We start from the raw sequence: 14,817 nt of genomic DNA on the forward strand, positions 1-14,817 counted from the left end.
TGTGGCGAGCGCCACAGGGTTACGTATCAGGTCCGTGCAGGCCCATAGGCCTTGCAGGGCGACCCACGAACCGGGAAGCTAGGGCATCGACATCATCGAACGGAGCAACCGGCCTTGGATTGGCATACCCTGCTGACTCGCGAACGTCTCGGAAAACCGCTGCACAGCCCGCAAGAGCTGGGCCGTAGCCCCTTCCACAAGGACCACGACCGCATCATCTTTTCCGGTGCCTTCCGCCGCCTGGGGCGCAAGACGCAAGTGCACCCGGTTTCCAGCAATGACCACATCCACACGCGCCTGACCCATTCCCTGGAAGTCAGTTGCGTCGGGCGCTCCCTGGGCATGCGCGTGGGAGAAACCATCCGCAATGCCCTGCCCGACTGGTGCGAGCCCAGCGACCTGGGCATGGTGGTGCAATCGGCTTGCCTGGCCCACGACATCGGCAACCCGCCGTTCGGTCATTCCGGCGAGGATGCCATTCGCTATTGGTTCCAGCAGGCAGCCGGACGGGGTTGGCTTGATGCGATGAGCGAAGCCGAGCGCAACGATTTCCTCAATTTCGAAGGCAACGCCCAAGGCTTCCGCGTCCTCACCCAGCTTGAATACCATCAGTTCGACGGCGGCACCCGGCTGACCTATGCCACCCTCGGTACGTATCTGAAATACCCCTGGACCGCCCGCCACGCCGATTCCCTGGGCTACAAGAAGCACAAGTTCGGTTGCTACCAGAGCGAACTGCCACTGCTGGAGCAGATTGCCCACAAGCTCGGTTTGCCACAGATCGAGGATCAACGTTGGGCACGGCACCCCCTGGTGTACCTGATGGAAGCCGCCGATGACATCTGCTACGCGCTGATCGACCTGGAAGACGGCGTGGAGATGGATCTTCTGGAGTACCCACAGGTGGAATCGCTGCTCCTGGACCTGGTGGGCGACGATCTTCCGGACACCTACCGGCAACTGGGGCCGCTGGACTCGCGGCGGCGCAAACTGGCGATCCTGCGAGGCAAGGCCATCGAACACCTGACCAACGCCGCCGCCCGGGCGTTTGTCGAGCAGCAGGAAGCGTTGCTTGCCGGCACGCTGCCAGGGGACCTGGTGGAACATATGCACGGCCCGGCCAAACGTTGCGTGTTGAATGCCAAGGACATGGCGCGCCGGAAAATCTTCCAGGACAAACGCAAGACCCTGCATGAAATCGGCGCCTACACCACGTTGGAAATCCTGCTCAACGGCTTTTGCGGCGCAGCCCTCGAACAGCACGGCGGCCGCACGCCTTCGTTCAAGAATCGCCGCATTCTCGACCTGCTGGGGAACAATGCGCCGGATCCCAATGGGCCTTTGCATGGCGCGTTCCTGCGAATGATCGACTTCATCGCCGGCATGACCGACAGCTACGCCAGCGAAATGGCCCAGGAGATGACAGGCCGCACGCGCCAATAAAGGCACCCTTTGCAGCACCTCGAAAAAATGTGGGAGTGAGCTTGCTCGCGATGACGCAGGCGCATCCAGCATCGATGCGCACAGATCCACCGCCATCGCGAGCAAGCTCGCTCCCACAGGGATTGCGGTGGATATGGATCGTGCAGCCACCTTACCCCCACAGGGGATTGGCGGTGCATGTGGTTTTTGTAGTGCCATCCACAAGGAGTTTGAAGTAGATAAATAAATGTATGGCTTACACAAACCTCGATTAGAACGTTTCCTTTGTTTGCACAAACAACACAATCAAAGAAATATCCCTTCACACACTGCCAACACCTTTCTCCTCTTATTGTCATCCACCTACTAAAAAACCGATTACATCGTAATATCTTGCCTCTTTTTTTGTAGGAAACTTCTGAAATTGAAGTTGCATGCCCGTCTCTTCGTACGGCCCTGGCTGTAAGTGGGCTAAGGTGCGCGCTTTATTCAAGTTCGCAGGGTAATTTATTCATGAACTCCGTTTTCATTGTCGACGATCATCCGGTCATCCGCCTCGCCGTTCGCATGCTCCTGGAACATGAGGGCTATAAGGTCGTAGGAGAAACTGACAACGGCGTCGACGCGATGCAAATGGTGCGCGAATGCATGCCAGACCTGGTTATCCTGGACATCAGCATCCCCAAACTTGACGGGCTGGAAATTCTGTCGCGCTTCAACGCCATGACCACGCCGCTCAAGACACTGGTGCTCACGGCACAGTCGCCGACGCTCTTCGGTATCCGATGCATGCAATCCGGTGCCTCTGGTTACGTTTGCAAACAGGAAGACCTCAGCGAACTTGTCAGCGCGATCAAAGCGGTATTGTCCGGCTATAACTATTTCCCCAGCCAGGCGCTGAACCCGATACGCCCGGATGATCCACGCAGTATAGAGCTGGACCTTTTCAAAAGCGTCAATGATCGGGAACTGATGGTACTGCAACTTTTTGCCCAGGGCCGAACCAACAAGGAAATAGCCAAGGGGATGTTTCTCAGCAATAAAACCGTCAGCACTTATAAAAAACGCCTGATGCAGAAACTCAAGGTCAAGTCCTTGGTCGAGCTGATTGAAATGGCGAAGCGCAACGCGCTGGTGTGAGAAAACAGGATGCTCAGACGCATAACCGAATGTCTCCTGCTGATCAGCGCAGCGTTATATGCAGGAGTGCTCGCGGCGACACCGGATGCGCCCGGGCAATACACGCTGCTGGGGCGCTCGTCCATGGCTCAGGCCGAGATCAAGCTCGATGATGTTCACCGCGCCTGGCTAAAAAGCCGGCAGGAACTGGTCCTGGGCACTTCCGCACCGGACTACCCACCCTTCGATCTGTCTGCCAGCGGACGCGACTACGAAGGCCTGACCGCCGACTATGCCGACATTCTCGCCAAGTCCACCGGCTTGCCCATGAGAGTCCTGCGTTTCGCCTCCCGTGAGGCAGCCATGGCGGCGCTCAAGGACGGGCAAATCGACATGCTTGGCACCGCCAACGGTTTCGAGGCCCGCGACCCCGACATTGCGCTCTCGACGCCGTACGCAGTGGACCAACCCGTTCTCGTCACCCGAACGAATGAAAGCCGATCCCTGAATGAAGACCTCAAGGGGTTGCGGCTGAGCATGGTCTATCACTACCTGCCGCTGCAGGAAATCGAAAAACTCTACCCCAAGGCAATCATCACCACCTATCCGTCCTACCAGAACGCCATCAATGCCGTCGCTTTTGGCCAGGCCGATGTATTTCTCGGCGATACCCTGTCCACCCACTACATGATCAGCAAGGGTTACTTGAGCAATATCCGCATGGCCAGCTTCGGCAAACATGAATCCTATGGCTTCGGTTTCGCCGTACGCCGTGGCGATACCCGCTTGCTGGAGGTCATCAACGCGACGCTGAACCAGATCCCCATCGCCGAACAGACGGCCATTGCCAAGCGCTGGAGTGCAGGCAGCGACCTGTACCTCACGGACCACCGGGTACAACTGACCGACCGCGAGCAACGCTGGCTGGCCAGGCATCCGGTGGTCAGGGTGGTGGTGAACGAAACCTCCGCCCCCTTCACCTTCTTCGATCCGGACGGCGATTTTCGCGGCATCAGCGCCGACCTGCTGGAGCTGATCCGGCTGCGCACCGGCCTGCGCCTGGACATCCAGCGCCGCCAGAACGACAGTGAAATGATTGCCGCGGTCCTCAACGATCAAGCCGACATGATCGCCGCGCTGTTGCCCAGCAGTGAACGGCAACGCCAGTTGAAATTCAGCCGCCCCTACGTCGACAGCTCGTTCGTCCTGCTGACCCGCAAGCCGTCCGACACGCCCACCACGCTCGATCAGTTCGGCCACGCCAGCCTGGCGATCGCCAAGGGCAACCCACTCATTGAATGGCTACGCAGCCAGTACCCGAACATCCGGATCATCGAAACGGACGGCCCCTTGCGCGCCGTGGAAATGCTCGCCCATGGCCAGGTCGACGGCAGCGTGAACTCGCAGGTGATGGCCAACTACTTCATCTCCTCCCAGGCGTGGCGGGACAGGTTGCAGATCAGCAGCACGGTAGGCACCCAACAGGCGCTGTTCGCGCTGGCCACGGCCAAACACGCCAGCGAGTTGAACGCCATCCTCGACAAGGCCCTGACCAGCATCGACCCCGACGAACTGGGCATCATCAACAACCGCTGGCGCGGTTACGTCTCGCCCTCGGAACACACCTGGCGCACGTATAACCGCCTATTCTTCCAGGTCGTCGCGGGCGTCGGCCTGTTGCTGCTGCTTTCCCTGACATGGAACGCCTACATGCAGCGCCAGATCAGGCAACGTCAACGGGCTGAACTGGCCCTCAACGATCAACTCGAATTCATGCATTCGCTGCTCAATGGCACCCCCCACCCTATCTACGTGAGGGATCGCAACGGCATCCTGCAGAGCTGCAACGACAGTTACCTGGAAACGTTCAACGCCAGGCGCGAAGACGTCATCGGCAAGGACTCGATGCCAGGTTCCATGAGCAATGCCTTCGAAGCACAGGAATACCAGGCGGACTACCAGCGCGTCATGGCCGAAGGCACCGCGCTGATCGTGGACCGTCCCCTGCACATCGGCGACCGGAAACTGACGATCTATCACTGGATCCTTCCCTACCGAAACTCCGCCGCGCAAGTGCAAGGCATCATCGGCGGCTGGATCGACATCAGCGAACGACGGCAGCTGTTCGAGGAACTGCGCGCATCCAAGCAACGGGCCGATGACGCAAACCGCGCCAAAAGCACGTTCCTGGCCACCATGAGCCATGAAATCCGCACCCCGATGAACGCGGTGATCGGCATGCTCGAGCTGGCCCTGAAACACGCCGACAAGGGCCACGTGGACCGCTCGACCATCGCAGTCGCCTACGAGTCGGCTTCCGGCATGCTCGAGCTGATCGGCGATATCCTGGACATCGCCCGTATCGAATCAGGCCATCTGAGCCTGGCCCCCGAACGCGTCAACCTCAGGGTTTTGCTGCAATCGGTCATACGGGTCTTCGAGGGTGTGGCCCGGCAGAAAAACCTGGCGTTGTCGCTGCAGTTCGATGCCGCCGAGGGCAATCCCGACGTGTTGATAGACCCCTTGCGATTCAAGCAGGTGCTGTCGAACCTGATCAGCAATGCCCTCAAATTTACCGAGCAGGGCCAGGTCGTGGTCAAGGTCCGGCTAGCGCCAACCGAACAGGACGACGTCCTGCACATGTATCTGGAGGTCAACGACAGCGGCATCGGTATCGGCCCGGCAGACTTGCAACGCTTGTTCGAGCCGTTTGCCCAGGTCGATAACACCAGCCGAATGGCCCGCAAAGGCGCGGGGCTGGGGCTGGTGATCAGTCGCAACCTGTGCCGGATGATGGGCGGCAACCTGCACATGAGCAGCCAACCCGGTGTCGGCACCCAGGTCCAGGTCCACCTGCAACTGACCGTCCTGTCGACGGCGCCGGTGAGCCTCCCACTCGAACCGGTCATCGAAACGGCCCAGGCCGCCTTGAACGTCCTGATCGTGGACGATCATCCCGCCAACCGCCTGCTGATGTCCCAGCAATTGGAATACCTCGGCCATCACTACCGGGTCGCCCACGATGGTGCCCACGGGCTCGAGGTCTGGCAGGAAGGCCATTTCGATCTGGTCATCGCCGATTGCAACATGCCCATCATGAGCGGTTACGAACTGGCCCGCTCGATTCGTCGCGATGAGTCCGAACAGCGACGGCCACCCTGCACCCTCCTGGGGTTCACCGCCAATGCTCAACCGGAGGAAAAACAACGCTGCCTGGACGCCGGAATGGATGACTGCCTGTTCAAACCGATCAGCCTGAGCGCCTTGAGCCAGTGGATCAAGACGGTCAAACCCGTCGGTCACCCAACGGCTTTCAGCGTGCACTGTCTCCAGGCGTTGACCGGCGGCGACCCTTCGTCCAACCGGCGCCTGCTGGCGGAGTTACTCAGCAGCTGTCGCGCGGACCGCCTGGAGTTGCTCGACGTCGCCCAGGGCGCTAACCGCCAAGCGCTGACCGAAACGGCGCACAAGATAAAAGGCGTCGCCCGCATCGTCCAGGCGACCACGCTGATCCAGCGGTGCGAGGCGCTGGAGCAGGCGTGTCATCCGGCACAGGCCCCTGAACGAATCAGCGCCTGCATCGACGCCCTCGACCGCGCCATGAGCGAACTGGAGCGGGCCCTGGAAACGGAGATCGCCAAGGCAAAATAATCCAGCGTTTACTATGCTATTCGCTCAGCAGTGCGTACCTGGGGTGTTCTCGATCGGTTTCCCTTGCACGCGGGAACACCCATCGAGAACACCCCCTGACACTTGGAGTGACTGCAATGCCCAGCGCACCGCGTCCGGACAAACGCCGGTTTCCCCTGCATGTCCACATCAGCGTGATGTTTACCCTGCTTTTGTTGTTGACCGGGGTGGTGCTGGGTATTTTCAACTACCGGCAAACCACGCAAATCATCCTGTCCAGCAGTGAACAACTGTTCAACCGCATTGAACAGGAGGTGCGCCTGGACTTGTATGACACCTACGAACCCATCCGCCACCTGCTGAGCCTGCTGGCCGACTACCCGGCAACACGCACGCCGCAGATGGCGCAACGCCTGGCCCTGCTCGTGCCCTTCAGCCAGGCATTGCGGGACAACCCGAACCTGGCGTCGTTGTACCTGGGCGATCAGCGCGGCAATTTCCTGATGGTCCGGCCATTGCGCACCCCGGCCCTGAAAACCGCCCTGCGGGCCCCCGCCGAGGCGGCCTATCAGGTCTGGACCGTGGAGCGGGCCACCGAGCAGGGCCCGGTCCACTCCCAGTCGCTGTTCTACGACGAGACCCTGACGCTCATCGATCGCCGGGACATGGCCGACGAAACCTACGATCCGCGCAGCCGTGGCTGGTTTCGCAGCGCCGTCGGCAGCGCCGGGCAGATCACCACCGAGCCCTACGTTTTCTTCTCCACGCATAACGTCGGCACCACCCTCGCCCGGCGCAGCGGCGAGCAGGCAGTCATCGGCGCCGACCTGACCCTGGCAGCCCTGTCCCAGACCCTGGCCAAGCACAAGGTGACCACCGGCACCGAGATCGTGTTGCTCGATCCCAAGGGCAACGCCGTGGGTTATCCCGACAGCGACCGGCTGCTCGCCGACGCCCGGTCGGCGCGCCTGATCAAGGCCCGCGACCTCAACCCGGCCATCGCCGCCGTCCTCGACGACAACACTGATACGACCCGACTGGAAGCGGCCGGACGCCAGTGGATCGTGTCGCGTAGCCACATGCAGGAAGGCGGGCCCCAAGGCCTGGAACTGGCGCTGCTGGTGCCTGAGGATGAACTGCTGGACAACGCTTATCGCATGCGCTGGCAAGGTGCGCTCATCACCCTGGCCACCCTGCTGCTGTGCCTGCCCCTGGGCTGGCTGACGTCCAGGATCCTGGTCAAGCCCTTGCGCGAACTGGTGCAGGAGGCCGACGCCATTCGCAGCTTTGACTTCAACTACCCGGTGTCCCGCCGCTCCCCGGTACTGGAGGTCGATCAGTTGAGCGTCTCGATGGCACGCATGAAAGAGACCCTGGCAAGTTTCTTTGAAATCACCGCCAGCCTGCGCGCCGAAACCCGCTTCGCCCCGTTGCTGGAACGCATGTTGTTCGAAACCGTGAAAATCGGCCAGGCCCAGGCCGGCCTGATCTACCTGCGCGAGAACGACGAAAATCGGCTCAAGCCCTATGGGCTGGTGATCGATGGAACCCCCAGGGACCTCGCCGCCTTCAAACTGCGCAGTCATGAGCTACAAGCGGGCGACAGCCCGCAATGGCTCCAACAACTGGTCATCGCGGACAATCTCGTGACCTCCCTGGGCTTCGAGCAGGCGGCCGACCTGCAAGGCATCCTGCAGGCACTGGACTCGCCTCGGGTCCACCTGATCGGCATCCGCCTGCGCAATCGCCATCAGGAAACCGTCGGCGTATTGGTGTTGCTGATCACCGACAGCGGCACCGAAGCAGACCTGGAAAAACTCCAGCCCGACCGCATCGCCTTCCTCCAAGCCGTGTCCGGCGCCGCCACCGTGAGCATCGAGGGCCAGCGCCTGCAAGCCAAGCAAAAGCAGCTACTGGACGCCTTCATCCAACTGCTGGCCGGCGCGATCGATGCCAAGAGCCCCTACACCGGCGGCCATTGCCAGCGGGTGCCGGTCCTGACCCTGATGCTCGCCCAGGCCGCCGCTGCCAGCCAGGCCCCGGCGTTCAGCGCCTACCGGCCCACGGAGGATGAATGGGAAGCCCTGCACATCGCCGCCTGGCTGCACGATTGCGGCAAGGTCACCACCCCCGAATACGTCGTCGACAAAGCCACCAAACTGGAAACCCTGAACGACCGGATCCACGAGATACGCACCCGTTTCGAAGTACTCAAGCGCGACGCCTGGGTCGATTACTGGCAGGCCGTGGCAAACGGCGGCGAATCGTCATCCCTGGCGCGACAGCGTGACGCGACATTAACGGCACTGGATGACGACTTTGCTTTCGTCGCCCGCTGCAACCTGGGCTCCGAAGCCATGGCCGAGGCCGATCTGCAACGCCTGCAACACATCGCGCAACGCCCGTGGAGCCGGACCCTCGATGACCGCCTGGGGGTTTCCTGGGAAGAAAACCGACGCCAGGCCCGTACGCCCAAGCCGACACTGCCGGCCACCGAGCAGCTGTTGGCGGACAAGCCCGAACACTTGTTCGAGCGCCACGCAGCCGAGCTGATCCCGGCGGACAACCCGTGGGGCTTCCAGCTCGATGTGCCGGCCTGGAAATACAACCGCGGCGAGCTCTACAACCTGAGCATCACGCGAGGCACGCTGACGCGCGAGGAACGCTACGTCATCAATCATCACATGGTGCAGACGATCCTGATGCTCAGTCAGTTGCCCTTCCCTAGCCACCTGAACAACGTGGCGGAGATCGCCGGCGGTCATCACGAGAAAATGGACGGCAGCGGTTACCCCAAGCGCCTCAAACGCGAGGAAATGAGCCTGCCGGCACGGATGATGGCCATCGCCGACATTTTCGAAGCACTGACGGCGGCCGACCGGCCCTACAAGAAAGCCAAGACGCTGAGCGAGGCCCTGGGCATCATGGCCACCATGTGCCGCGACGCCCATATCGATCCCGAGCTGTTCTGGCTGTTCATCGAAGAAAAGATCTACCTGGGCTACGCCGAGCAGTTCCTCGCCCCGCACCAGATCGATGAGGTCGACCCCGACAGCCTGTTGGTCAAGGCCGGGCTGAAGGCATGATCAGCAATCCGTCAGGCGCAGGAATATCGCAGCCAATGCTTCAATGCCAGCTTGATCATGCTCGGTAAAACGCGCCAGTTTCGGACTGTCCAGGTCAAGCACGCCGATCAGGCGCCCGTCCTTGACCAGCGGCACCACCAGTTCACTGTTCGACGCGCTGTCGCAGGCGATGTGTCCGGCGAAGGCATGGACATCTTCGACGCGCTGGGTCTGCCGGGTCGCTGCCGCCGTGCCACACACGCCACGGCCAAAGGGAATCCGCACACAGGCGATCTGGCCCTGGAACGGTCCCAGGACCAGCTCTTCGTTGCGATTGAGGTAGAAGCCGGCCCAGTTCAAGTCGTCCAGCTGACTGGACAGGAAGGCCGAGAACTGCGCGGCGTTGGCGATGAAGTCACGTTCATCGGCCAGCAAGGATTCCAACTGTGCCGATAACAAGTCGTAGCCATCGAGGCCAACACCGCTGCCCTTCAAATCGATCATGCCTTGTGCTCCAACAATTTCAGGCCTACCCAATAACGGGCAAACTGATAAGCGCAACGTCCGTTGCGGTTGCCGCGACCGGTTGCCCAGCGCACCGCCAGCACATCCAGCGCTTCGTCGCGCTGCCAGGCCAGCCCGGCCTTGGCCGCCAGTTCACCGATCCAGTGCTCCACGACGTTGAGGAAATGTTCTTGGGTAAACGGATAAAACGACAGCCACAAGCCGAAGCGGTCGGACAAGGCAATCTTGTCCTCCACCGCTTCGCTGGGATGAAGTTCACCGTCGACCCGTTTCCAGTTCTCGTTGTCGCTCTCCTTTTCCGGCACCAGGTGCCGGCGATTGGAAGTGGCATACAGCAGCACGTTGTCCGGCGCCTGTTCCAAGGAGCCATCCAACACACTCTTGAGCACGCGGTAATCGCCTTCGCCGGACTCGAACGACAAGTCATCGCAGAACAACACGAAGCGCTGCGGCAGTTTCGCAACCTGCTCGACCACCCGGGGCAGATCAGCCAGGTGATCGCGTTCGATCTCGATCAACCGCAGGCCATGCGAGGCATGTTCGGCCAACAGGGCGCGCACCAGGGACGACTTGCCGGTACCACGCGAGCCCCAGAGCAAGGCATGGTTGGCGGGCATGCCATCGAGGAACTGCCGGGTGTTGCGGCCCAGCTGTTCGACCTGGCGATCCACGCCGATCAGGTCCGACAGGCGCATGTCGAGGCTGACGTGCAGCGGCAACAGGTAGCCACTGCGGCCGTCACGCTGCCAGCGGGCGGCCAGGGTCTGGGTCCAATCGATGGCGGGCCGGGGCGCCGGCAGCAAAGGCTCGATCCGGGCCAGCACGGCATCGGCACGCTCAAGAAAAGCATTCAATCGCGAGTCCACGTCTTTTCCTCGGACAGGTTCACAGTAATGATGGCGCTCCAACAACGAAACGCCTTATCCAATGGCGGGTCTACTTCACACAATACACACCGGCCGCACCGGAATTCAGAGATGATCAGCTATGCTTGACCGGCGAAGGGAAACGTAAGTGGTTCATCACTCAATGGACATCAGATTCACCCAACGGCTTTCCTATAAGCAGGCCCGCCTGACCGTGCTGGTGGGCTTCGTGTTGGGCACCTTGCTCAGCCTGATGCAGATCGGCATCGATTATGCCAGCGAAGACGCGTCGATCAACCGTGAAATCCTGTCGCTGCTGGAAATCAGCCACAACCCGGCCTCGCGCATCGCCTACAACATCGACGCCGAACTCGCCCAGGAATTGGCCATGGGCCTGTTGCGCTCACCGGCCATCATCGGCGCCGAGCTGATCGACAACAACAATACCGTGCTGGCCAGCGTCAAGCGGCCCGAGCTGCAAAGCAGCTACCGGTTCATCAGCGACTTCCTGTTCGGTGCCCAGCGCCAGTTCGAGGACCGGCTCTACCTGGACCACTTGCCCGGCGAATCCCTGGGCATGCTGCGACTGGACGTCGACACCTATGCGTTCGGCAGTCGTTTCCTGCGCCGCGCCGAAGTCACCTTGCTCAACGGCTTCGCCCGCAGCCTGATCCTGACCGGCCTGCTGCTGGCGCTGTTCTACGTGATGCTGACCAAACCCCTGGTGCGGGTCATCCGCGAACTGAGCAGCCGCGACCCGAGCAGCAGCGAACAGAACCGCCTGGAATGCCCTTCCGGCCACCAGTCTGATGAAATCGGCGTGCTGGTGTCCGTCGCCAACCAGCAGTTCGAAAATATCTCCACGGAAATCCAACAGCGGCGCACCGCCGAAAATCGCCTCACCGAATACCTGGCGCAACTGGAAAACATCGTCTCGGCACGCACCGCCGAACTCAAGGCCATCAACGCCCGCCTCAGCCAGTCCAACGAAGAGCTGGAGGTGGCCCGGCGCACGGCCCTGGACATGGCCGAAGCCCGCTCCGTGTTCCTCGCCAACATGAGCCACGAGATCCGCACGCCGCTCAACGGCCTGCTGGGCATGATCGCCCTGTCCCTGGACGGTCCCCTGACGGCCGAGCAACAGCAGCAGCTTTCGATCGCCCATGACTCGGGCAAGGTCTTGGTCGAGTTGCTCAACGACATCCTCGACCTGTCGAAATTCGACGCCGGTCAACTGGAGCTCGAACGCATCCCGTTCGACCTCGGCGCCCTGGTGGAGGATACCGCCAACCTGCTTTCCCAGAACGCGGCTCCCAGTGTCGAGCTGGCCTGCCTGATCGATCCCCGGTTCCCGGCGCAGGTGCTCGGCGACCCGACCCGGGTACGCCAGATCGTCAGCAACCTGCTGTCCAACGCACTGAAGTTCACACGCTTCGGCCGGGTCGACGTGAAGTTGAGCCATTACGAAGGCGGCGTGCGAATCGACGTCTGCGACACCGGTATCGGCATTCCCCAGGAAGCCCAGGCGAGAATCCTGCAGCCATTCACCCAGGCCGGCGCCGGGATTACCCGTCAGTTTGGCGGCACCGGGTTGGGCCTGGCACTGACCTACAACCTCTGCGAAGCCATGCAGGGCCGATTGACGATCAGTTCCGAAGCCGGCTTCGGCAGTCAGTTCTGCGCAGACCTGCCCCTGCCCTGCCATCTCCCTGCAACGCCGGTCGACCCGTTGCGCGGCAACGTCGTCGCCATCACCGCCAGCAGCAGCGGCCTGGCCGAGTTACTGGGCATGTTGTTGCCGGAGTGGGGCCTGGATTATGTGCAGCGCTCCATCGATGACGGGCTGCTGGGACTCAAGCCTGACGTGCTGATCACTGACTGCCCGGAATGCCTGTTCAACCTGCGGCCGACCTTTGAGGCACCGATCCTGCTGGTGACCGCCTACGGCAGCTTCATGCCCGGCGAAGAGGCCGCCGCCCTCGCCCCGCTGATACAACAGGCCCGACCGCTGGCGCGCCATGCGCTGTACCAGATTGTGCGGCGCGCCATGCAGAGCGAGGCGACCACCATCAACGATGCACAGATCGAAACCCCGACGCCATCCAAGCGTGGACGGGTGCTGCTGGTGGAGGACAATCCGGTCAACCAACTGGTGGCCAAGGGCATGCTGGTGAAACTGGGCTGCGAAGTCACCGTCGCGGCCCACGGTGTCGAAGCCCTGGATCAACTGGAACAGCGGGTGTTCGACCTGGTGTTGATGGACTGCAACATGCCGGTGATGGACGGTTACGAAGCCAGCCGGCAGATTCGCCGCAGCGGGCGTTGGTCGGACCTGCCGATCGTTGCGCTGACGGCCAACGCGATGCCCGAAGAACGCGAGCGCTGCCGGGCCTCTGGCATGAACGACTACCTGTCCAAGCCGTTCCGCCGCGAAGAACTGGCAGCCGTGCTGGACCAGTGGGTGCCCACTACGTCAGCGCTTTGATCTGGCCCAGCAGATGATCGAGACCGTCTCGCAACGCGCCCAGGCGGTCCAGATCGACCCCGCTGTCGCATAACAGGCGGGCCTTGAGCGGGCCGACCTGTTCGCGCAAAGCCCGTCCCGCAGCCGACAGGCTCAAGTGGACCTCCCGCTCGTCCCGGGCCGAACGCTGGCGTTGGACCAGGTCCAACTGTTCCAGGCGCTTGAGCAGCGGCGTCAGTGTACCGGAATCCAGCAGCAAACGGTCACCCAGGGCCTTGACCGTCGGCTGTGGCGGAGCCGTGTCCTGCCATTCCCACAACACCAGCATTGCCAGGTATTGCGGGTAGGTCAGGCCAAGCTGATCGAGCATCGGCTTGTAGCCACGGATCACCGCACGTGAAGCGGCGTACAGCTTGAAGCACAACTGGCTGTCGAGCTTCAGCGAATCGGCTGACAAGTCATTCATTTGAGCAGTGCTTCGATCTCGCCGGTCAGGTCCTGGGGCTTGGTGGTCGGGGCAAACCGCTTGACCACCTGACCGTCCTTGCCGATCAGGAACTTGGTGAAATTCCACTTGATGCCTTTGGACCCCAGCACGCCGGGTGCACGCTGTTTAAGCTGGACGAACAGCGGATGGGCGTTGGCGCCGTTGACTTCGATTTTCTTGAACAGCGGAAAGCTCACGCCGAAGTTCAGCTCGCAGAACTCGGTGATCGCCCCTTCATTGCCCGGCTCCTGCTTGCCGAACTGATTGCAGGGAAAGCCCAGCACCACCAGGCCCTGGTCCTTGTAGGTCTGCCACAACGCTTCAAGTCCCTTGTATTGCGGGGTGAACCCGCACTGGCTGGCCGTGTTGACCACCAGCACGGCCTTGCCGGCGAAATCGGCGAGGGTCTTTTGCTCACCCTTGATGGTGGTGCACGGGATGCTCAGCAGGTTGTCGCTCATGGCAAGGCTCCAGTTAAAGGTTGGAGGCTGAAGATAGCGATCAATTGAATTGTGTGCAATTTAATAATTGGAACCACCGACGCCGAGAACTGTGGGAGCAAGGCTTGCCCGCGATCAAAGCGCTGCGGTCTGTCAGAAATCAAGCTGCCTGTATCGCGAGCAAGCTTTGCTCCCACAACTTACTGGTTAGTCGCGGGGCACGAGATCCAGGCACACCGAGTTGATGCAGTACCGCAACCCCGTGGGCGGCGGGCCGTCGGGGAAGACGTGGCCCAGGTGGGCATCGCATTTGGCGCAGACCACCTCGGTGCGAATCATGCCGTGGCTGACGTCCCGCACCTCCACCACCGCGCTGCCTTCGATCGGCGCGTAGAAACTCGGCCAGCCACAGCCCGAATCGAATTTGGTCTGCGAATCGAACAACGGCTCGTTGCAGCAGATGCAGTGATACACGCCGTCAGTCTTGGTGGCGTTGTATTTACCGGAGAAGGGCCGTTCGGTGCCCTTCAACCGACAGACGTTGTACTGCTCCGGGTCGAGCATGGCGCGCCATTCCTCAAGGGTTTTTTCCAACTTTTCCATCGTCCTACCTCGGCAATTGAAAAAGCCCGATCCGACGCTTTTCCGCAGATCGGGCGGCACGTATGATTGCGCCTCGTCAGACGCCAGTCTGGCAGTCACGTCATGCGCATTCAAACGGATTGTGGCGCCTATACCGCGTCAGGCCTGGGCACAGACGCAGGATTCCCAGTTACGGTAGCTCATACGCCGCCTGGAT

10 protein-coding genes are annotated in these 14,817 nt (G+C 61.4%); 5 read left to right on the plus strand and 5 right to left on the minus strand.

The annotated features are described in order from the left end of the window. Nucleotides 1–114 precede the first annotated feature (114 nt). From AO356_RS03045 to AO356_RS03060, 4 genes are all read left to right on the plus strand, one after another. A complete protein-coding gene (locus AO356_RS03045; protein ID WP_053183171.1) occupies nt 115–1,443 on the plus strand; it encodes a deoxyguanosinetriphosphate triphosphohydrolase in 1,329 nt (442 codons plus the stop codon). A 492-nt stretch (nt 1,444–1,935) separates the two neighbouring features. Then, the gene (locus AO356_RS03050; RefSeq protein WP_042730435.1) at nt 1,936–2,562 is read left to right on the plus strand and encodes a response regulator transcription factor; all 627 of its coding nucleotides are present in this window, start codon (nt 1,936–1,938) and stop codon (nt 2,560–2,562) included. A 9-nt stretch (nt 2,563–2,571) separates the two neighbouring features. Then, nucleotides 2,572–6,192 carry a transporter substrate-binding domain-containing protein gene (locus tag AO356_RS03055; protein WP_060738529.1) on the plus strand — a complete coding sequence of 1,207 codons (3,621 nt, stop codon included), beginning with the start codon at nt 2,572–2,574 and terminating at the stop codon, nt 6,190–6,192. A 116-nt stretch (nt 6,193–6,308) separates the two neighbouring features. Beyond that, entirely contained in the window at nt 6,309–9,257 is a 2,949-nt protein-coding gene (locus AO356_RS03060; RefSeq protein WP_060738530.1) for an HD domain-containing phosphohydrolase, read from the plus strand. On the opposite strand, the gene AO356_RS03065 is transcribed toward AO356_RS03060, so the two are convergent. Beyond that, nucleotides 9,258–9,740 carry a GAF domain-containing protein gene (locus AO356_RS03065; protein ID WP_060738531.1) on the minus strand — a complete coding sequence of 161 codons (483 nt, stop codon included), beginning with the start codon at nt 9,738–9,740 and terminating at the stop codon, nt 9,258–9,260. Continuing rightward, nucleotides 9,737–10,627: an ATP-binding protein gene (locus AO356_RS03070; protein WP_060738532.1), complete on the minus strand. Its 891-nt coding sequence runs from the start codon at nt 10,625–10,627 to the stop codon at nt 9,737–9,739. The genes AO356_RS03065 and AO356_RS03070 overlap by 4 nt, the downstream gene beginning before the upstream one ends. Nucleotides 10,628–10,790: 163 nt before the next feature. Between AO356_RS03070 and AO356_RS03075 the strand changes: the two genes are divergently transcribed. Next, complete coding sequence (locus AO356_RS03075; protein WP_060738533.1) at nt 10,791–13,112, plus strand: hybrid sensor histidine kinase/response regulator; 2,322 nt, start codon at nt 10,791–10,793, stop codon at nt 13,110–13,112. On the opposite strand, the gene AO356_RS03080 is transcribed toward AO356_RS03075, so the two are convergent. From AO356_RS03080 to msrB, 3 genes are all read right to left on the minus strand, one after another. Next, nucleotides 13,096–13,557, minus strand: a complete 462-nt coding sequence (locus AO356_RS03080; protein WP_060738534.1) for a MarR family winged helix-turn-helix transcriptional regulator — start codon at nt 13,555–13,557, stop codon at nt 13,096–13,098. The two genes, AO356_RS03075 and AO356_RS03080, sit on opposite strands and share 17 nt — an antisense overlap. Next, nucleotides 13,554–14,039: a glutathione peroxidase gene (locus AO356_RS03085; protein ID WP_003199416.1), complete on the minus strand. Its 486-nt coding sequence runs from the start codon at nt 14,037–14,039 to the stop codon at nt 13,554–13,556. Before AO356_RS03085 ends, AO356_RS03080 begins: the two co-directional genes overlap by 4 nt. Nucleotides 14,040–14,225: 186 nt before the next feature. Further along, nucleotides 14,226–14,621, minus strand: coding sequence for a peptide-methionine (R)-S-oxide reductase MsrB (msrB, locus tag AO356_RS03090; protein WP_060738535.1), 396 nt, complete (start codon nt 14,619–14,621; stop codon nt 14,226–14,228). Nucleotides 14,622–14,817 lie beyond the last annotated feature (196 nt).

The sequence above is a fragment of the Pseudomonas fluorescens genome, from assembly GCF_001307275.1.
Classification (GTDB): domain Bacteria; phylum Pseudomonadota; class Gammaproteobacteria; order Pseudomonadales; family Pseudomonadaceae; genus Aquipseudomonas; species Aquipseudomonas fluorescens_AA.